This is a genomic window from Xanthomonas sp. A1809 (assembly GCF_017746015.1).
GTDB classification, from domain to species: domain Bacteria; phylum Pseudomonadota; class Gammaproteobacteria; order Xanthomonadales; family Xanthomonadaceae; genus Xanthomonas; species Xanthomonas euvesicatoria.
Window position 1 is genome coordinate 378501 of record NZ_JAGHWZ010000004.1, and the last position, 17298, is coordinate 395798.

The window sequence follows — 17298 nt, forward strand, 5'->3', positions numbered from 1 at the left end:
GGCAAGGCCGTCGTTGCGCGCGTGTGCGCAACGGGCGTTGGAATGCGTTGAAGTGGAGCCTGCGCGACGCCGGTGGCAGGCGTCGCCGCAGGGTGAAATCAATCGATCAGGCGGTACGCCGGTACGGTAAGGAAGTCCGCCAGTTCGTCGGCGCGGCTCAACTCTTCGAGTAAGGCGATCGCTTCATCGATCCGTGCAGCGCCGGGCAGCGCGGTGGCGGTTCCCAGCCGTGCAGGCAGTGCGCGCAAGGTGGCCTGCAGCAAGTGTTGATCGATGGCGGTGCCATCATCCAGGTGCTGGCCGTGATGCAACCACTGCCACAGCTGCGCGCGGCTGATTTCGGCCGTGGCGGCGTCTTCCATCAGGTGGTGGATCGGCACGCAGCCATTGCCGTCCAGCCAGGCCGCCAGATAGCGCACGCACACTTCGACATTGCCTTCGAACCCGGCGCGGGTGACATTGCCCGGCGAGGGCGCGATCAACATGTCGCGCGTCACCTGCACGTCATTGCGCACTACATGCTGCTGATGCGCGGTGGGCATGTGTTCGTCGAACAGTTTCATCGCCACCGGAATCAGCGCCGGATGCGCCACCCAGGTGCCATCGTGACCGGCGGTCACTTCGCGCAACTTGTCGGCACGCACGCGAGCCATGGCCTGTTCGTTGGCGGCTTCATCGTGATTGATCGGAATCTGCGCGGCCATGCCGCCCATCGCATGCGCACCGCGGCGGTGGCAGGTCTTGATCAGCAGCTCCGAATAGGCCTTCAAAAATGGCTGGGTCATGGTGACCTGGCCGCGTTCGGGCAGCACGCGGTCGCGGTGCGCCCGAAAGGTTTTCAGGTAGGAAAAGATATAGTCCCAACGCCCGCAGTTCAGGCCCACGATGCGCTCGCGCAGCGCGTGGAGAATTTCGTCCATCTCGAACACCGCCGGCAGCGTTTCGATCAGCACGGTGACCTTGATCTGCCCATGCGGCAGGCCCAGCATCGCTTCGATATGCGCCAGCGCGGTGTCCCACAGTGCGGCTTCTTCCATGCTCTGCAGCTTGGGCAGGTACAGGTACGGGCCGCGGTCCTTGGCCAGCAACGCACGGCCATTGTGGAAGGCAAACAGCGCCGCATCGAACAGGCCGCCGGCCAACGGCTGGCCGTCGATCAACACGTGCTTTTCGTCCAGGTGCCAGCCGCGCGGGCGCACGATCAGCACTGCACGTTCGGCCTCCGGGCGCAGGGCGTAGTGCTTGCCGTTGGGCGCATCGAAGCTGAGGTCACCGCGCACCGCCGCAGCCAGGGTGCGCTGGCCGGCCAGCAGGTTGCGCCAGGTCGGCGCGGTGGAATCTTCGAAGTCGGCCATGAACACCTTGGCGCCGGAGTTCAGCGCGTTGATGACCATCTTCGGGTCGGTCGGGCCGGTGATTTCGACACGGCGGTCCTGCAGTGCCGCCGGCAGGGGAGCCACGCGCCAATCGCCGGCGCGGATGGCCTGGGTATCGGTACGGAAGTCCGGCAGCTGACCGGCATCGAAAGCGGCCTGGCGCTGGCGCCGCTGGGCCAGACGCTGCTGGCGGCCGGGCTCGATCGCCCGGTGCAGCGAAACCAGCAGGGCCAGCGCAGCGGCCGGCAGCAGCTCCGCCTGGCCGGCGATCTGGGTGGTCAGCGCAATGCCGGGCGTGGCGTGGTCGGTGGGACGGGGAGCAAACGCGGTGGCAGCCATGTGGGGGTCCTTGTGCATCCGGAACTGCACCGTGCGCCCGATACAACTATTTGACAAAGCAGTTTTATCAATGCTGTAAATAAGCTCGACTTATATTAGACCAGCGCAACGCACGCTCATGGCGCCAACCCCGCGATTTTCCTACAAATCTGATCGCCTCAAACCGTTACGCGCATTCTGCCAGACGGTGCGGCTGGGCTCTGTCTCACGGGCCGCTGAGGCGCTCTATGTCAGCCAGCCGGCCGTGACCCTGCAGTTGCAGGCACTGGAGCGTGATCTGGGCGTGCCGTTGTTCGAACGCTCCGGGCGACGCATGGCACCCAGCCGCGAAGGTCAGTTGCTGTACGACATGGCGCAACCGCTGGTGGAAAGCCTGGATGGGCTGGAAGCGAGCTTTCGCGAAAAGGTGCGCGGGCTGGATGCCGGCGAGCTCAATATCGCCGCCAACAGTTCCACCATCCTGTACCTGCTGCCGCGCATCGTGGCCAACTTCCGGGCGCGCCACCCGGACGTGCGGCTGACCCTGCACAACGCCATCAGCGCCGATGGCACCGACCTGCTGCGCGAAGATGAAGTGGATCTGGCGGTTGGCTCGATGCTGGATGTGCCGGCCGACCTCAACTACGCGCCGGTCTACCGTTTCGAGCAATTGCTGATCACCCCGCCCGATCATCCATTGGCCGGCAAGGCCGAGGTCTCGCTGCAGGATCTGTCGCCATATCCATTGATCCTGCCGCCGCGCCGGCAGGTGACCTACCGCCTGGTCGATCTGGTCTTTCAGCAGGCGCGCGTGCCCTACACCGTGGCACTGGAGGTGGGCGGCTGGGAGGTGATCAAGCAATACGTGGCGATGGGCATGGGTATTTCCATCGTCACTGCGATCTGCCTCACCGACGCCGACCGCGACAAGCTGGCCACGCGCTCGCTGAAGGATTTTTTCCCGACCCGCAGCTACGGCGTGGTGGTGCGCAAGGGCAAGTATCTGTCGCCGCAAGCACGCGCGTTTATCGAGCTGATTCAGCCGGATCTGTTCACGCCGCGTGGCTATGACGAGAGCGGCGATTCGGAGCGTTGAGTCGTTCGCCATAGCCCGACGTCATCGTCTGGCATTGCGGCCATGCGAGCACGCGTCGCGCCATCCATCACGCGCATCCGCCGGAAGACGCTGGATCAAGCGCGCCAAACGTGTGTGCCGTGCAGTAATGCGAGCGAACGCGACAAGATGCCGTGACCTGCATCGGACCATCTACCCCTCACGTCAGGACGCATTGCCTGCGCGCGTTGATCACCAACCTGATCGCAGCGCGTCGCCACGCATACACTAAGCGCCGGCATGCCGCGCATCGCCGTGTCGTCGATTGGGGGAACTTGCCGATGCCCTGCAGGACGCGCGGCTGAGCCGACTCAACCACTGGGATGCTCACGCGATGAATCCGACCACGTTGTTGCTGGTGCAGTTGGCAGTGATCCTGGGCGCTGCGCGCCTGTGCGGTGCGTTGCTGCAACGCATTGGGCAGCCGCCGGTCATCGGCGAAATGGCGGCCGGGTTGTTGCTCGGTCCGATCGCATTCGGTGCCTGGCTGCCCGACCTGCACATGGCGTTGTTCGCCGCCAGAAGCCTGCCGCCGCTGTCCGGCCTGGCCACGATGGGCGTGGTGCTTTTCATGTTCGTGGTCGGTGTCGAATTGCGTGCGCCGGAAGGCACCAAGGCGCAAGTGCGCGCCTCGATCCTGGTGGGCGTGTCCGGCATCGTGTTGCCGCTGCTGCTCGGACTGGCTGCCGCGCCGTGGCTGTTCCCGCGCTTCGCACCGCAAGGCGTCAGCTTCTGGCCATTCGCGCTGTTCATTGCCGCGGCGATGTCGGTAACGGCATTTCCGGTGCTGGCGCGCATCCTCAAGGACCGCAACATGACGCGGACGCCCGCCGGCCGCCTGGCGCTGGGCGCGGCCGTGATCGACGACGCCACGGTATGGATCTTCCTGGCGATCGTGCTGACCTTGACCGGCAACAACGCGCATGGCGGCGTGGCGTTCACGGCCATCGGTGCGTTGGTCTTGATCGCCGCCGTGTTCGGTGTGCTCAAGCCTGCCTATGCGCGCGTGCTGCGCGCACGCGCGCATGACGGCCGGTATGCACCGAGCGCGCTGGTATGGGTCTTGATCGGTCTGCTGGCGTGCGCCGCGCTGGCGGAGTGGATCGGGCTGCATGCGATCTTCGGTGCATTCCTGTTCGGCATTTGCCTGCCGCGCGATGACCGCCTGCTGGAACATCTGGCCGGGCGTATCGAGCCGCTGGCCATCACCCTGCTGATGCCGGTGCTGTTTGCGGTTGCCGGTCAAGCCACCAGCCCTGGCGCATTCGCCGGCGCCGGCCTGAGCGGACTTGTGCTGGTGATCGGGGTGGCGGTGGGCGGCAAGTTGCTCGGCTGCACGCTGGGTGCGCGCCTGAGCGGCCATCACTGGCGCGACAGTCTTACCGTGGGCTCGCTGATGAACGCACGCGGGCTGATGGAGTTGGTGGTGATCAAGATCGGCCTGGATAGCGGCGTGATCGGGCCGGATCTGTTTACGCTGTTGTTCGGCATGACGCTGGTGACCACGGTCATGGCCTCGCCGATGGTGGCCTGGTTCCAGCGCAAACGGCACGCAGCAGCCGATGCGCTGGCCGCAAGCAATTCACCTCACGGATGAGGGCGCGATGGTGCTGCGGTGCCGCGTCAGGCCCGATACCGTGCATGCAACTGGGCTGCCGTGCAGTGCATGCCATTGAATCATGGCGCGCTCCACGTTGCGGCACTGCACACGCCCGCATCCGCTCTCACGCAGAGTGCCGTCATGTCCGACCCAGCTGAGCCATGTTATGCCGAAAGCGCGGCACCGCCTGCGTTACGCGCGCAGCTGCAGTGCAGTTGGCAATTTCGCCAGGGCGGTCCCGCGCCGCAACCGGTGCTGGTGTTGCCCGATGGCAGCGTCGATCTGATCTGGAACGGCAGCGAAGTATTCGTCGCCGGGCCGGATCGCATTGCCAATCCCGCATCGGTGGCGGCAGGCACGACGTTGACTGGTGTCCGTCTGGCAGCGGGCGTGGCAGCCGGTCTGCTGCAGCTGCCGTTACACGCCATTGCCGACCAACGCGTTGCGCTGGAAACGCTGTGGGGCGAGCGGGGCCGCACATGGCAGCATCGCCTGGAAGACGGCGCCGACCCGTTACAGACCTTGCAGGCACTGTGCCAACAGCACGCCGCAGCGCGCGATCCGCAGATGGCTTGGCTGTTCGAACAACTGACCGTCGGCGCGCCGACCCGGCTAAGCGCGTTGACCGACGCGTTGGGAATCAGCGAGCGCTCGCTGCGCCGCCGCTGTCAGGACGCGTTCGGCTATGGCAGCAAGACGCTGGAGCGCGTCTTGCGCCTGCAGCGCTTCCTTCGGATCGTGCGAAGGCACCGCAACTTGACCGAGGCCGCGCTGCATGCAGGCTACGGCGATGCGCCGCATCTGGTGCGCGATGCACGTCAACTCACAGGGCTGAGTCCGCGCGCACTGGTGCAGCAGTATGCACGCTGAGTTGGCCGTTTTCGCCAAGCCACCGGCGTGCGCCATCTGCATGCTGTGCACTCGCTCAGGAGCACGCCATGATCGACACCACGCAGCACCGCATCGATTATCTGGAATTTGCCGTCGACTCGATCGCCGTCGCCAAAGCTTTTTATGGGCAGGCCTTCGGCTGGACATTTCAGGACTACGGCCCTGACTACTGCGAATTCCGCGACGGCCGCCTGAGCGGCGGTTTCTTCCACGGCACGCCGCAACCGGGTGGCGCGCTGGTGGTGCTCGCCTCCGATGATCTGGCGCGCAGCCAGGCGCGTATCGAAGCGGCAGGTGGACGCATCACCCAACCGGTGTTCGCGTTCCCGGGCGGGCGCCGTTTTCACTTTGCCGACCCGCACGGCTATCCCTTGGCAGTGTGGTCGAAAGACTAAGCGCAGCTGCCAAAACGGCTGCGCGCGCCGCCAGGCGGCGCGGCCGGTGCGCGAAATCGGGGCACGTCCCACTCGTCCGCTGCGTCTGTGCGTGCGCCGGCTGCGCTCACCTGACGAATACTCGCTACGCCTTGTTAGCAAATGAACGGGCTGCCCGCGCTTATTTGCGCGCGTACAGCCCCAGGAACATCGCCACCGCCGATTCGGCCACCTGCGTCTGTTGCTGCGGCGACAGCGGCGGCTGGCCCATGGTGATCTGCGGCCAGAACGCAAAGCCCTTCACCAGCGCCTGCAACTGCTGCGCGGCGAATTCAGGCTCTACGCCTGCCAGCCGGCCATCGGCCAGTGCGGCACGCAGCCAGGCGGTGGTGCCCTCTTCCTTGCTGCCCAGCTGCGACAACAATTCGCGCGCACGCGCCGGCGAGTGGATGCCTTCGGCGATGGCCACGCGCGACAGATCGATGAACGCCGGGTCGTCCAACAGCCGCAGTTTCTGTTGCAGCAGGGCGATCAACTGCAGGTGCAGCGGTTGGTCGGGCCGATAGGCCAGGTTCACCGCCTCGGCGCTGCGTTGCCACAGTCCGCGCAAGATCTCGCCAAACAAGGCGTCCTTGCTGGGGAAGTGGTTGTAGACCGTGCGTTTGGAAACGCCGGCGGTGGCGGCCACGCGGTCCATGCTGGTCGCTTCGAAGCCGTGCTGCCGGAATTGGGCAATGGCGGCCTCGACGATGGCGTTGCGCTTGCGGTCGGTCAGGCGCTGGGGCGTGGCCGGAGAGGAAGATGCGGTCGACATCGGGCGATTTTACACCGGGTAGTTTACTTTCACTAAAATAAAACTACACTGTGTAGTGTAATCAGTGCTGGTGCGCTGTGCGGTTGTCACCCCGCCGCCGTTGGTCTGTAGGAAGCTGCCTGTACGCCCGTCCATGCCGATCCTGACGCCAGGTCCACCCAGTGCTTGCTGCATCGCCGTTGCCTGATCGCTCGTCCTTCTGCTCTCCCACGTCTTGCCCGGACTTCCTATGGCTTCCCCACGCCCTTCCCCGTATGTCGATTCGCCGCAGTTTCGCGCTGGCCGCTTCCGTAATGCGATGCCGTTGCCGACCACCGTCATGACCCTGCGCGAGCAGCTCGGCCTGATGTGGGCCATGGTATTCGGCAAGCCCCGCACCACGGTGCCCTCCGCGCCCTTGCCGGTGCAGCCGCTGACACGCGCGCAACTGCTGGCCGCACCGGATCGCAGCCTGTACCGGCTGGGCCATTCCACCCTGCTGATGAAGCTGGCGGGCGGGCTGTGGCTGACCGACCCGGTGTTTTCCAAACGCGCCTCGCCGGTGCCGTTCGCCGGACCCAAGCGCTTCCACGCCCCGCCGATTGCGCTGGACGCGCTGCCGCCGCTGGCTGGGGTGATCCTGTCGCATGACCACTACGACCATCTCGACCGCGCCACCATCGCTGCGCTGGCCGACCGTGTCGGCGTGTTTGTGGCCCCGTTGGGCGTGGGCGACCTGCTGGTGCGCTGGGGCGTGGACCCGGCCAAGGTGCGGCAGCTGGATTGGTGGGAGTCGATCAGCATTGCCGGCCTGCAGCTCACCGCCACCCCGTCGCAACATTTTTCCGGCCGCGGGCTGTTCGACAATGGACGCACGCTGTGGTGTTCCTGGGTGATCCAGTCAGGTGACCTGCGTTTGTTCTTCAGCGGCGACGGCGGCTATGGCCCGCACTTCAAGACCATCGGCGAGCAGCTCGGGCCGTTCGATGTCGCATTGATCGAAAACGGCGCCTACGACCACATGTGGCCGCACGTGCATATGCAGCCGGAGCAGACCTTGCAGGCGTTCATCGACGTCGGCGGCCGTAGCCTGCTGCCGATCCACAACGGCACCTTCGATCTGGCCATGCACGCGTGGCAGGAGCCGCTGGACCGGATCGTGGCGCTGGCCGACTCTGCTGGTGTCGCACTGATCACCCCGTGCATAGGCGAGCGCGTGGACTTGAATGCCCCCGGCAACCGCGTGCGTTGGTGGCGGCAGGACGCTGCGGCCACTGCGTCGGATGGAGTGGTGGCTACGCCGTAAATGGCCGGCTGCGCGGCCGGCGTGGGTGTCGGGTGTGGCTACGCCATGGTGCGTGTGATGCTTGTCGACGCCCTGGTGACCGCGTGCACAGCGCGACGCAAAGATCGGCAAGGTCGGTCTCTTCGACATCGCGAGTGCCACTGCCACGTGTCTCGATCTGCGCGTCTCGCACTGCAGCGGCAGGCATGCGGATACGACCGGCATGACGTGGCACGTACCCGGGCACGGTGCGTTAAAAACTGAATGCTGATCCTGAAAGTGGCAATACCGTCATGTAGCGCGTACATGCGCACAAACAAAAAACGGGATGGCACGTGGCCATCCCGTCTTGATTGCTCAGCACTGGCCAGGCATGCATGCCTTCGCATGCAAACATCGCCTACGCAGCACACGCTTACTCGGTCAATCCACGGTTTTCCAGCAGCGCCTTGACGCTGGGGTCCTTGCCGCGGAAATCGCGATACAGCGTGGCCAGATCGACGGTGTTGCCGCGCGAGAGGATCTTGGCGCGGAAGGTGTCGCCGTTCTTGCGGGTCAGGCCGCCGTTTTCCTTGAACCATTCGAACGCATCGTCGTCGAGCACTTCCGACCAGAAGTACGCGTAGTACCCGGCCGAATAACCGCCGCCCCAGATGTGGTCGAAGTAGCTGCTGCGATAACGCGGCGGCACTTCGGCCAGATCCACCTTGAAGCGCTTCAGGGCGTCGGCTTCGAACTTGCTCACGTCCTGCAGCGGCGCGTCGGCCGGCTGGGTGTGCCAGGCCAGATCCAGCAGCGCTGCCGACAGGTATTCGGTGGTGGCGTAGCCGCTGTTGAAGGTCTTGGCCTTCTTGATCTTTTCCACCAGCTCGGCCGGCATCGGCGCGCCGGTCTGGTAGTGCTTGGCGTAGTGGGCGAAGACCTTCGGATCGGAGGCCCAGTGCTCGTTGAACTGCGAGGGGAATTCCACGAAGTCGCGCGAGGTGCTGGTGCCGGCAATCGAGGGGTACTTCACCTTGGAGAACATGCCGTGCAGCGCATGGCCGAACTCATGGAACAAGGTGGTGACGTCGTCAAAGCTCAGCAACGCCGGCTGGCCGGCGGCCGGCTTGGTGAAGTTGCACACGTTGTAGACCACCGGCTTGGCACCGGTAAGGCCATCCTGCTCGACGAACACGTCCATCCACGCGCCACCGGACTTGCTGTCGCGCTTGAAGTAGTCGGTGTAGAACAGCGCCATGGAAGTGCCGTCGGCATCGAACACCTCATACACCTTCATATCCGCGTGATAGGTCGGGATGTCGGTGCGTTGCTTGAAGGTGATGCCGTACAGCTGCGTGGCGGCGTAGAAGACGCCGTTCTGCAGCACGTTGTCCAGCTCGAAATACGGCTTGATCTGCGCCTCGTCCAGGTCGTACTTGGCCTTGCGCACCTGCTCGGCGTAGAAGTCCCAATCGGACGCGGCGAGCTTGAAATCGCCGGTCTTTGCATCAGCACTCTGCGTGTCGATCACCTTCTGCATCTCGGCCACTTCGCGGCGCGCCTTGGCGGTGGCGGCCGGCACGGTGTCGGTCAGCAGCTTGAGCGCAGCATCCGGCGTCTTGGCCATCTGGTCGCCCAGGCTGTAGGCGGCGTAGTTGTCGAAGCCGAGCAACTTGGCCTTTTGCGCGCGCAGCTGCGCCAGGCGCTGGATGGTCTGGCGGGTGTCGTTGGCATCGCCCTTTTCTGCGCGCGTTTCAGAGGCCTTCAACACCTCGGCACGCAGCTGGCGATCCTTCAGCGAGGCCAGCACCGGCTGCTGGGTGGTGTTCTGCAGGGTGAGCAGATACTTGCCATCGAGCTTGCGGGCCTTGGCGGCATCGGCCGCGGCGGCGATATCGCCTTCGCTCAGGCCATCGAGCTTGGCCTTGTCGTCCACCACTACCGCGCCGGCGGCCGAGGCGGCGACCAGGCGGGTATGGAACTGCGTGGAGAGGGTGGTTTCTTCCACGTTGAGCTTGCGCAGGCTGTCCTTGTCGGCATCGGACAGCTGCGCGCCGGCGCGTACCAGCTCTTCGTAGTCGCGCTCGACCAGACGCTTCTGCTCCGGGTCCAGATTCAGCGTGTCGCGCTGGTCGTAAATGGTTTTGACGCGTGCGAAGAGTTTGGGGTCCAGATTGATCTCGTCCTGATGCGCGGCCAGCTTGGGCGCGATCTCTTCCTGGATTTTCTGGCGTGCGTCGCTGGTATCGGCCTGCACTAGCCCGAAGAAGATGCGCGACACGCGCGTAAGCGTTTCGCCACCACGCTCCATCGCTTCGATGGTGTTGTCGAAGGTGGGCGCTTGGGGGTTATCGGCGATCTTGCGGATGTCGGCCAGATGCTGGCGCATGCCTTCTTCGAACGCCGGCAGGTAATCGGCGTCCTTGATCTTGTCGAACGGCGGCGCCTGGAACGGCAGCGTGCTGGCAGTCAGCAAGGGGTTGGATGCAGCATCCGCGGCCGGGGCCGGGGCGGTTTTCTCGGTCACGGTGGTGGACTCCTGGCCGGACGACTCTTTTCCAGAACAAGCAGCCAGTGCCAAGGTGATGGCAGCGGCCAGAACGACGGTACGCGACATGGCGTGTGATTCCTGAGTGGGTAGTGCAGCCGGCCACGCTAGCGGGTTTCGCGCCCGCTGGCATGTGCCGTTGGATTGGGTCGACGGACGCGGTTGGGGATGGCGGCGCTACAGCGTCTCGTCCTTGAAAATCGCCACATGCGGGGTGCCGTCGGCACCGATCCAGCCGCGGTACATGCCCTCGGTATTGAAGGGAAACGCCAGGTTGCCCTGTGCATCCAGCGCGATGGCGCCGCCGTCGCCGCCGGCCTTTGGGATCTGCTGGTCGATCACGGTCTCGGCCGCCTGCTGCAGCGATTGTCCGGCGTATTTCATGCGCGCGCAGATGTCGTAGGCCGCCACGGCGCGGATGTAGAACTCGCCCCAGCCGGTGCCCGACACCGCGCATTGGCTGTTGGCATAGGTGCCGGCGCCGATGATCGGCGCATCGCCCACGCGGCCATAGCGCTTGTTGGTCATGCCGCCGGTGGAGGTGCCAGCGGCCAGATGGCCGTCGCGGTCCAGCGCCAGCGCACCGACCGTGCCGAAATGCTTGGCGGTTTCCAGGTCCAGCTGCGCCTGCGCCTGGCGGTCGCCGGCCTCGGCCTTGAGCGCCTTCTGCAGCTGCTGCCAGCGCTTGTCGGTGCGGAAATAGCTGGGGTCGACCAGGGCGATGCCTTGCTCGCGCGCGAATTGCTCGGCGCCGTTGCCGACCAGCATGACGTGCCTGGAGTGGTCCATCACGCGGCGTGCCAGCTGGATCGGGTTCTTGACCGTGTGCACGCCGGCAATCGCGCCGGCCTTGCCGCTGGCGCCGTCCATGATGGCCGCGTCCAGTTCGTTCCTGCCGTCGTGGGTAAACACCGCACCACGCCCCGCATTGAACTGCGGTGCGTCCTCCAGCACGATGATGGTGGCGGCCACTGCATCCACCGCACTGCCACCGCGGTTCAACACCGCGTGCCCGGCGCGCAGTGCGCGTTGCATCGCCTCGCGCGCCTGCGCCTGCTCGTCCTTGGAAAGGCTGGATTTCTCCACGCCCGCACCACCATGGATCACCAGCATCGGCGTGGCCGACAGCGCCGGGCCGGCGATGAGCAGCAGAGAAAGCGACAGACACAACGCGCGTGCGTACCTAGCGATCATGAAGTGCCTCGATGGAATGCATATTCGACGACAGGCGCACCGGTTCACCAACCAACGCCGACGATCCTTCAACCGCGCGCCACGCCACTCACAACGTATCGCGATGCTTGCCGCGCCACGGCCGGTACCAGGTGCGGATGGCGGCGATATCGGCGGCCATGTCGTTACCGGTCCAGAACGGCTCGCCGATGCCAACGGTCTTGCTGGGGTAGTCGAAATACACCGGCAGGATCGGCACCTTGGCATCGGAGGCGATCTTCCAGAAGCCGGCCTTCCACTGTTCCACCCGCTTGCGCGTGCCTTCGGGGGTGATCACGTACCACATCTGCTCGGAGTTACGGATCAGCCGCACCGCCTGGCCGATGGTGCCCTGTGGCGAGCTGCGGTCCAGCGGAATGCCGCCGAGCTTGCGCAGCAGCGGGCCCAGCGGCCACCAGAACAGCTGCGCCTTGCCCAGCACGCGCACTTCGAAGCCCAGCGCGAACTTGGCCGCAAAGCCCAAAAAGCCGTCCCAGTTGGACGAATGCGGGGCCACGATCATGACCAGCTTGGGCTCGTCGGGCAGCCGCCCGAGCAGGCGCCAGCCGGTCACGCGCAAGGCGGTACGGCCCAGCCAGCGGATGAAGCGGCCATGGGCACGCGGCATCCGGGGCGGAGATGGCTGCAGCAGGATGTTGGCCTGTGTTACCGGTGGCAACGACGGGTCGGGTTGACTCACGCTTACTCCCAGTGGGACGCAGAGCGTCCACGCTTGATTTGGCTGCGTTCCCGCTTGGCATCCAGCCGCCGCAGCTTGGCACCATGACTCGGTTTGGTGGCGACCCGGCGCTTGGGCACCGACAGGCACGCACTGATGATTTCGACCAGCCGCTCGCGCGCATCGTCGCGGTTGCGGTCTTGGGTGCGGAAGCGCTGCGCGTCGATCACCAGCACGCCGTCGGCCGTCATGCGGCGGTCGCGCCGCGACAGCAGCCGCGCCCGCAGCGGCTCGGGCAGCGACGGCGACCCAGCCACGTCGAAACGCAGCTCCACCGCGGTGGAGACCTTGTTGACGTTCTGCCCGCCGGCGCCGCTGGCACGCACGAAGCGTTCGACGAGTTCGCTCGGCGGAATCGTCAGGCTGGGGGTGATCTGGATCGGGTCGCTGGCCATGTGCGCCGATTGTATCGGCAGCGGCGTGGACGCGCGCGCGAACGCCGGCTCCCGTATGCTGCGGCCGGTCCCCCGTTTGCAGGATGCTCCGATGACACCTACCCATTCGCTCACTGCCACGCGCCACCTTGCGTGCCGGCTGCTGCTGTCGGCCCTGCTGGCCGTGGCTGCCCCGGCGGCATTGGCGCAGGCGCCCAGCGATGCCGACATCAACCGCCTGCTGGCCGCCTCGCGCGCGCAGACCATGCTGGATACGATGCTGCCGCAGATCGAAGCACTGCAGCAGCAGCAATTCGCCCAGCTCACCGCACAGCGCCAGCTCGACCCCGACCAACAGGCACAGCTGCAGCGCATCCAGGAACGCACCCGCCAGACCGTGCGCAAGGCGCTGTCGTGGTCGGAACTGCGCCCGATGTATGTGGATATCTACAAGCGCTCGTTCTCGCGCGAGGACGTGCTGGCCATGGCCGAGTTCTACGAGAGCTCGGCCGGCCAGAGCCTGCTCGACAAGACCCCGGCCCTGACCCAGAACCTGATGGGCGCCATCCAGCAAAGGATGCTGCCGCTGTTTGCCGACCTGCAGAAGGACCTGGAGAAGATCGTCAACGAACCTGCGCCGGCCAAGAAGCCCTGAGAGGCGGGGAATGGGAAATGGGGAATCGTCAGAGCTTGCTTTGCTGGGGCTTTGAGTTAGCGGAGAGTGGCATGCGCGTTGACCAGGCGGGCTGAGCGCGCGCCCTCATCCGCCTCTGTGGCGCCCCTCCCCCGTAGGACGATCAGGGCGCTCCCGCGCGACAGCGGTGGCGCCACCTACAACTGCGCCACGTCCCAACCAAACAACACACACGCCTTGGTGAACTCCGCATCCAGCGGCGCGGTGATGCTGATGCGCCGGCCATCGCCCGGATGCGGAAATTCCAGGCGTTCGGCGTGCAGCAACATGCGGTGGATGCCGAGCATGCGGAAACTGCGGTTGTGGCGGCCGTCGCCGTGGCTGGTGTCGCCGATCATGTGATGGGACAGGTGCTTCATATGCCGGCGAATCTGCCGGAAGCGGCCGGTCTGCGGCTGACAGCGCAGCAGTGCGTAGCGCGAGGTGGTGAACCCGGTGGAAGGGATCTCCAGCTCGCCGGTGGCCAGACGCTGGAAATGCGTCACGGCCGGCTTCTTGACCGGCTTGCCCGGCCCGCCGTCCAGGTCATGGTCGACGATGAAGCGCTCCTCGGCCGGCCAGCCGCGACAGACGGTGAGATAATCTTTCTCCACCTCGCCCGCCATCAAGGCCTTGCCCAGCGCACTGGCGCTGTCGCGATCGAAGGCCAGCAGCAGGCAGCCGCTGGTGGCGCGGTCGAGCCGGTGCACCAGAAAGATCGGCTTGCCCAGCTGCTCGCGCAGACGGTCGGCCAGGAAGTCGTCCTCCCCACGCGCCAGCTTGCTGTCATGGACCATCAGGCCGGCGGGTTTGTCGACGACGGCCAGGACATCGTCCTGGTAGAGAATCTGCAGATGCTTGGGGGATATGCTCACCGGCGGATTATCCGCATCGCCGACACCGCATGCCACTGCATCGCTGCTGCCGAGCGGCGAACACCGCAACTGTTCTGTCACCAGGCCACGCGCACGGCAATGGCTGCGGCCTGGACCGCTCGCACGGTGCAATTGCTGCGCGCTCCACACGCAACTGATGCCTGCCCGCTGCATGGGTGGCTGCTTCACGCCTCACTTGCCCGAACCACGCCAGCGTCAGGGCAGCAGACGGATGCGCGTATCGCGGCGTGTTGCGCCATCGTGCAACGCCAACAGATGGACCACCACCGGCGCGCTCAGTAGGGTGTGCCGTCCTTGTGCCGGTACGCGCGCCGCCCGTCCGCCACGGGGACCAGCATCAGGTCATCGTCCGGATAGGTCACGCAATCGCCGGCACTGCGGTCGCCCACTTCCAGGTACGTCACCACCGTCTGGCTGCGATTGATCAGGCAATGCGCATCGCCCTCACCGGCGCGGAAGCCAACGCACATGCCCGGCTGCAGCAACTGCTCGCCGGCGTTGGTGATCAGGCTGGGCGCGCCGCTGACGATGTAGACGAATTCGTCCTGCTGCGAATGCCCGTGCCGCAGCGCCGAACGTGCACCCGGCGCCAGCGTGGTCAGGTTGACGCCGAAGTTGCGCAGCCCGAACACCTCGCCCAGTGCGCGCTTCTGGCGGCCGCCCATCTGCGCGGCGAACACCGGCGGATAGCTGGATTCTTGCGTGCGCGGTGGCGCATCCAGCGCCGCAATCGCCGCTACGGATGTGCTTGCGTCCAAGGTATCGGTTGCGTCGGGCATGGTCGTCCCCTATCGCCGCAACCAGGCGACCAGCAGCGCGGCCGAACCGGCGCCGCCGCTGATCCAGCTCCACACCGGCACCGTGCCCAGGTACCAACCATCCGGATGCAGTCCATAGAGCACGGCCGCGACCACCAGTAACCCGCTGCCGGTGATGGCGGTCACCACGCGGGTCTGCAGCTTGCGCAGGCTCAGGTCCAGGGCGAGCAGTTCGGGCGAGCGGATGGCGATCTGATGGCGGCCTTCCACCTGCTGCTTCAGCCAGCTGTGCACCAGGCGCGGCATGTCCGGCGCATGGGTCATGATCTCCGGCAACCGCTTGCCCAGTTCGCGCAGCACGCGGCGCGGGCTGTAACGCTCGCGCAGGATGCGTTCGAGCACCGGTCGCGCCACCGCCCAGATATCCAGCTTGGGGTCCAGCTGCCGGCCCACGCCTTCGATATTGAGCAGCGTTTTTTGCAGCAAGATCAGCTGCGGCTGCAGGGTCAACTCATAGCGCTGCGCCACGCGGAACAATTTGATCAGCACCTGCGCCAGCGAAATCTCCGACAACGGCCGGGTGAAATACGGCTCGCATACCGAGCGCGCGGCCGCTTCCAGTTCGTCGATGCGCACGTTGCTGGGCATCCAGCCGGCCTCCACGTGCAACTCGGCCATGCGGCGGTAATCCTTGTGGAAGATCGCCATGAAGTTCTCGGCCAGGTAGTACTGATCTTCCTGCGAGAGCTGGCCCATGATGCCGAAATCCAGCGCAATGAAGCGCGGATTGAGCCGGCGTTCCGGGTCCGAATCGACCCAGATGTTGCCGGCGTGCGCATCGGCATGGAAGAAGTTGTCGCGAAATACCTGGGTGTAGAACACGCGTACGCCCTTGGCCGCGAGCGCCTTGCGATCGATGCCCGCCGCATCGAGCTTGGCGATGTCGTCGGATGGAATGCCGTACACGCGCTCCAGCGTGAGCGCGCGCTCGGCGGTGTGCGACCAGATCACTTCCGGCACGTACAGATCGTCCGAGCCTTCCCAGAACCGGCGCAATACGCTGGCGTTGGCGCCTTCGCGCTGCAGGTCCAGTTCGGCGGCCAGCGTGCCTTCGATCTCGGCCACCACTTCACGCGGACGGATCTTGTCGGCACGCGGGTGGGTGCGCTCGACCAAAGTGGCCAGCGAGTGCAGCAACGCGATATCGGCATCGATCTGGCGTTCGATGTCCGGACGCAGCACCTTGACCACCACTTCGCGGCGCACGCCGTTGGCATCGGGCGGCAACGTGGCCGCATGCACCTGCGCGATCGACGCCGAGGCCAGCGGCACGGTATCGAAGCTGGCAAACGCCACGCTGACCGGCAGGCCGAGTGCGGCTTCGACGATCAGGCGCGCGGCCTGGCCATCGAACGGCTTGACCCGGTCCTGCAGCAAGGTGAGTTCTTCGGCCACGTCGGCCGGAATCAGATCGCGCCGGGTGGACAGAATCTGCCCGAACTTGACGAAGATCGGCCCCAGCTCCTGTAGCGCCAGGCGCAGCCGCGCACCGCGCGATTGCGCGGCGATTTCGGCGCTGGCACGCGGCACGAAGGGCTTGGCCAAACGCAACCAGCGCTCGGCCGGGGTGCCTTCCAGCAAGGCATCCAGGCGATAGCGCAGGATCACCCGGCCGATGCGGCTTGCCCGCAGGATCGCCTTCATGCCGTGCCTCCGCTCGCACGCAGGCGGCGCACGCGCGCGGCCAGCCGTTCGACGTCATCGCGTAGCTCGTCCACGTCGTCATGGAAAGCCTCGAGCTCGGCGCGTGGCACCACATCGCGCGATTCTTCGGTGACGAATTCGGCCGCGCTCTGCGCCAGATTCACCGCACTGCGACGTGCCTGCTGCAGCGCTGCGCGCACCGCGCCGGCGATCTGCACGCCCAGGATGTCGCCGAACACCGTAACGAACGGCAACTGCCAATCCGGGTCGAAGCGGCCGGCCAGTTGCTGCAGCTGGCGCGCCAGTTCGGCGTCGCCGGAAACCTTGAGCCGACCGGCCGGCGCGCCGGTGCGACGTGCGTTGGCCAGCAGCGGCAGTTGCCCGAGCAAGCCGGCCAGGCTGCTGCGCACCGCCAGGTCAGGTTCCTGTGCCTGATCGACCGGGCCGACCAGCAACCGGCGCTCGTGCACGCGGATCTGCAGGGCCAGCGCGGGCGCCTCCAGGGTCAGCGCGATGCGCTGGCCTTCCAGCGGCAGCAGGGCGTCGCGGGTATCCGGGTCCAGCGCCAGCGCACGGTTGAGCGCTGCCTGCAGGGCCTGGCCGGCGAGCGGCTTGAGGGAATTGAAGAGTGATCCGGGCATGCCCGCATTCTACCGCCCCT

17 protein-coding genes and 1 other RNA gene are annotated in these 17298 nt (G+C 65.9%); 7 read left to right on the forward strand and 11 right to left on the reverse strand.

Annotated elements, in window-relative coordinates; genetic code table 11:
* Window positions 1–98: 98 nt before the first annotated feature.
* A complete protein-coding gene (aceB, locus tag J7396_RS05565) occupies window positions 99–1715 on the reverse strand; it encodes a malate synthase A (protein WP_008572247.1) in 1617 nt (538 codons plus the stop codon).
* Between the two features lie 118 nt (window positions 1716–1833).
* Between aceB and J7396_RS05570 the strand changes: the two genes are divergently transcribed.
* The 5 genes from J7396_RS05570 to J7396_RS05590 all read left to right on the forward strand — a co-directional run bounded on the left by J7396_RS05570 (window position 1834) and on the right by J7396_RS05590 (window position 5834).
* Window positions 1834–2790 carry a LysR family transcriptional regulator gene (locus tag J7396_RS05570; RefSeq protein WP_008572246.1) on the forward strand — a complete coding sequence of 319 codons (957 nt, stop codon included), beginning with the start codon at window positions 1834–1836 and terminating at the stop codon, window positions 2788–2790.
* A gap of 352 nt (window positions 2791–3142) precedes the next feature.
* Window positions 3143–4405, forward strand: a complete 1263-nt coding sequence (locus tag J7396_RS05575) for a cation:proton antiporter (RefSeq protein ID WP_011345972.1) — start codon at window positions 3143–3145, stop codon at window positions 4403–4405.
* A gap of 144 nt (window positions 4406–4549) precedes the next feature.
* Complete coding sequence (locus J7396_RS05580) at window positions 4550–5278, forward strand: helix-turn-helix domain-containing protein (protein ID WP_209261121.1); 729 nt, start codon at window positions 4550–4552, stop codon at window positions 5276–5278.
* 68 nt (window positions 5279–5346) lie between these two features.
* Window positions 5347–5694, forward strand: a complete 348-nt coding sequence (locus tag J7396_RS05585) for a VOC family protein (RefSeq protein ID WP_014089024.1) — start codon at window positions 5347–5349, stop codon at window positions 5692–5694.
* Between the two features lie 63 nt (window positions 5695–5757).
* Window positions 5758–5834, forward strand: a non-coding RNA gene (locus J7396_RS05590) — sX9 sRNA.
* A 20-nt stretch (window positions 5835–5854) separates the two neighbouring features.
* On the opposite strand, the gene J7396_RS05595 is transcribed toward J7396_RS05590, so the two are convergent.
* Entirely contained in the window at window positions 5855–6487 is a 633-nt protein-coding gene (locus J7396_RS05595; protein ID WP_008572236.1) for a TetR/AcrR family transcriptional regulator, read from the reverse strand.
* Between the two features lie 9 nt (window positions 6488–6496).
* Window positions 6497–6718, reverse strand: coding sequence for a hypothetical protein (locus J7396_RS05600; protein ID WP_209261187.1), 222 nt, complete (start codon window positions 6716–6718; stop codon window positions 6497–6499).
* Between J7396_RS05600 and J7396_RS05605 the strand changes: the two genes are divergently transcribed.
* On the forward strand, window positions 6717–7772 hold the full coding sequence (locus J7396_RS05605) for an MBL fold metallo-hydrolase (protein ID WP_209261122.1): 1056 nt from the start codon (window positions 6717–6719) through the stop codon (window positions 7770–7772). The two genes, J7396_RS05600 and J7396_RS05605, sit on opposite strands and share 2 nt — an antisense overlap.
* A 394-nt stretch (window positions 7773–8166) precedes the next feature.
* Here J7396_RS05605 and dcp read toward each other — a convergent pair whose 3' ends face one another.
* The 4 genes from dcp to arfB all read right to left on the reverse strand — a co-directional run bounded on the left by dcp (window position 8167) and on the right by arfB (window position 12627).
* On the reverse strand, window positions 8167–10350 hold the full coding sequence (gene dcp, locus J7396_RS05610; protein ID WP_122272091.1) for a peptidyl-dipeptidase Dcp: 2184 nt from the start codon (window positions 10348–10350) through the stop codon (window positions 8167–8169).
* 108 nt (window positions 10351–10458) lie between these two features.
* Window positions 10459–11475, reverse strand: a complete 1017-nt coding sequence (locus J7396_RS05615; RefSeq protein ID WP_011345966.1) for an isoaspartyl peptidase/L-asparaginase — start codon at window positions 11473–11475, stop codon at window positions 10459–10461.
* Window positions 11476–11563: 88 nt separating this feature from the next.
* Window positions 11564–12193 (reverse strand): lysophosphatidylcholine acyltransferase, encoded by a 630-nt coding sequence (locus J7396_RS05620; RefSeq protein WP_031420683.1) that lies wholly within the window; start codon window positions 12191–12193, stop codon window positions 11564–11566.
* Window positions 12194–12195: 2 nt separating this feature from the next.
* Window positions 12196–12627 (reverse strand): alternative ribosome rescue aminoacyl-tRNA hydrolase ArfB, encoded by a 432-nt coding sequence (arfB, locus tag J7396_RS05625; protein WP_005912264.1) that lies wholly within the window; start codon window positions 12625–12627, stop codon window positions 12196–12198.
* 55 nt (window positions 12628–12682) lie between these two features.
* On the opposite strand from arfB, the gene J7396_RS05630 reads away from it, so the two are divergent.
* Entirely contained in the window at window positions 12683–13261 is a 579-nt protein-coding gene (locus tag J7396_RS05630) for a DUF2059 domain-containing protein (protein ID WP_057681362.1), read from the forward strand.
* Window positions 13262–13437: 176 nt separating this feature from the next.
* Here J7396_RS05630 and J7396_RS05635 read toward each other — a convergent pair whose 3' ends face one another.
* From J7396_RS05635 to J7396_RS05650, 4 genes are all read right to left on the reverse strand, one after another.
* Window positions 13438–14190, reverse strand: coding sequence for a pseudouridine synthase (locus J7396_RS05635; RefSeq protein ID WP_122273476.1), 753 nt, complete (start codon window positions 14188–14190; stop codon window positions 13438–13440).
* 260 nt (window positions 14191–14450) lie between these two features.
* On the reverse strand, window positions 14451–14954 hold the full coding sequence (locus J7396_RS05640) for a cupin domain-containing protein (RefSeq protein ID WP_209261123.1): 504 nt from the start codon (window positions 14952–14954) through the stop codon (window positions 14451–14453).
* A 9-nt stretch (window positions 14955–14963) separates the two neighbouring features.
* Window positions 14964–16637 (reverse strand): ubiquinone biosynthesis regulatory protein kinase UbiB, encoded by a 1674-nt coding sequence (ubiB, locus tag J7396_RS05645; protein WP_209261124.1) that lies wholly within the window; start codon window positions 16635–16637, stop codon window positions 14964–14966.
* Window positions 16634–17278, reverse strand: a complete 645-nt coding sequence (locus tag J7396_RS05650; protein WP_014089017.1) for an SCP2 sterol-binding domain-containing protein — start codon at window positions 17276–17278, stop codon at window positions 16634–16636. The genes ubiB and J7396_RS05650 overlap by 4 nt, the downstream gene beginning before the upstream one ends.
* Between the last annotated feature and the right edge of the window lie 20 nt (window positions 17279–17298).

Excerpts from the sequence above, each read along its gene's own strand:
- aceB (WP_008572247.1), bottom strand. The coding sequence starts at position 1,715 with ATGGCTGCCACCGCGTTTGCTCCCCGTCCCACCGACCACGCCACGCCC.
- J7396_RS05570 (WP_008572246.1), top strand. The coding sequence starts at position 1,834 with ATGGCGCCAACCCCGCGATTTTCCTACAAATCTGATCGCCTCAAACCG.
- J7396_RS05575 (WP_011345972.1), top strand. The coding sequence starts at position 3,143 with ATGAATCCGACCACGTTGTTGCTGGTGCAGTTGGCAGTGATCCTGGGC.
- J7396_RS05580 (WP_209261121.1), top strand. The coding sequence starts at position 4,550 with ATGTCCGACCCAGCTGAGCCATGTTATGCCGAAAGCGCGGCACCGCCT.
- J7396_RS05585 (WP_014089024.1), top strand. The coding sequence starts at position 5,347 with ATGATCGACACCACGCAGCACCGCATCGATTATCTGGAATTTGCCGTC.
- J7396_RS05595 (WP_008572236.1), bottom strand. The coding sequence starts at position 6,487 with ATGTCGACCGCATCTTCCTCTCCGGCCACGCCCCAGCGCCTGACCGAC.
- J7396_RS05605 (WP_209261122.1), top strand. The coding sequence starts at position 6,717 with ATGGCTTCCCCACGCCCTTCCCCGTATGTCGATTCGCCGCAGTTTCGC.
- dcp (WP_122272091.1), bottom strand. The coding sequence starts at position 10,350 with ATGTCGCGTACCGTCGTTCTGGCCGCTGCCATCACCTTGGCACTGGCT.
- J7396_RS05615 (WP_011345966.1), bottom strand. The coding sequence starts at position 11,475 with ATGATCGCTAGGTACGCACGCGCGTTGTGTCTGTCGCTTTCTCTGCTG.
- arfB (WP_005912264.1), bottom strand. The coding sequence starts at position 12,627 with ATGGCCAGCGACCCGATCCAGATCACCCCCAGCCTGACGATTCCGCCG.
- J7396_RS05630 (WP_057681362.1), top strand. The coding sequence starts at position 12,683 with ATGCTGCGGCCGGTCCCCCGTTTGCAGGATGCTCCGATGACACCTACC.
- J7396_RS05640 (WP_209261123.1), bottom strand. The coding sequence starts at position 14,954 with ATGCCCGACGCAACCGATACCTTGGACGCAAGCACATCCGTAGCGGCG.
- ubiB (WP_209261124.1), bottom strand. The coding sequence starts at position 16,637 with ATGAAGGCGATCCTGCGGGCAAGCCGCATCGGCCGGGTGATCCTGCGC.
- J7396_RS05650 (WP_014089017.1), bottom strand. The coding sequence starts at position 17,278 with ATGCCCGGATCACTCTTCAATTCCCTCAAGCCGCTCGCCGGCCAGGCC.